The 764-nt window shown below is 72.6% G+C and carries 1 protein-coding gene; it reads left to right on the forward strand.

The window, feature by feature from the left end; genetic code table 11:
* Positions 1-44: 44 nt before the first annotated feature.
* Positions 45-764 (forward strand): sensor histidine kinase (locus ACEN88_RS33240; RefSeq protein ID WP_413346576.1); only part of this gene is annotated, 720 nt, incomplete at its 3' end.

The raw sequence follows: 764 nt of genomic DNA on the forward strand, positions 1-764 counted from the left end.
TTTTATAAGACCCCCACCTGGCCGAGGCGCAGGCGGCGCGCAGCCTGGCCGAGGCGCAGAACCGCGCCAAGGACGAATTCCTCGCGATGCTCGGCCACGAGCTGCGCAATCCGCTGGGCGCGATCAGTTCCGCGATCGCCCTGGTCCAGATGGGCGCCAGCGGCCCGGCGGCCGAGCGCGCGCACCAGATCATCGGGCGCCAGAGCCGCCACCTGGCCCACCTCGTCGACGAACTGCTGGACGCCAACCGGGTACTGAGCGGCCGCGTGGCACTGGCGCCCGTGCCGCTCGACCTGGCGGCGGCCGTGCGCGACGTGGTGCTGACGCTGCAGACGCAGGGCACGACGGCCGAGCACACCGTCGACCTGGACCTGGCGCCGCTGTGGGTCTGCGCCGATCCGACCCGGCTGCAGCAGGTGATCGGCAACCTGGTCGAGAACGCCGCCAAGTACACGCAGGCGGGCGGCTGGATCCGCGTGTCGGTCCGCCGCGCGACCGAACCGGGCATGGCCGAGCTGGAGGTGGCCGACAACGGCAAGGGCATCGACGCCGACCTGCTGCCCCGCATCTGGGACGTGTTCGTGCAGGGCAAGGTGCTCAGCCGCGCCAAGGGCGGGCTCGGCATCGGCCTGGCCGTCGTCAGGTCGCTCGTCGAGCAGCAGCACGGCAGCGTGGCCGTCGCCAGCGCCGGACCGCAGCAGGGCAGCACGTTCATCGTGCGCCTGCCCCTGGCGCATGCGGCCCTCGCCGACTCAAGCGCGGAC

The sequence above is a fragment of the Massilia sp. CT11-108 genome, assembly GCF_047302915.1.
GTDB classification, from domain to species: Bacteria; Pseudomonadota; Gammaproteobacteria; order Burkholderiales; family Burkholderiaceae_D; genus Telluria; species Telluria orientalis.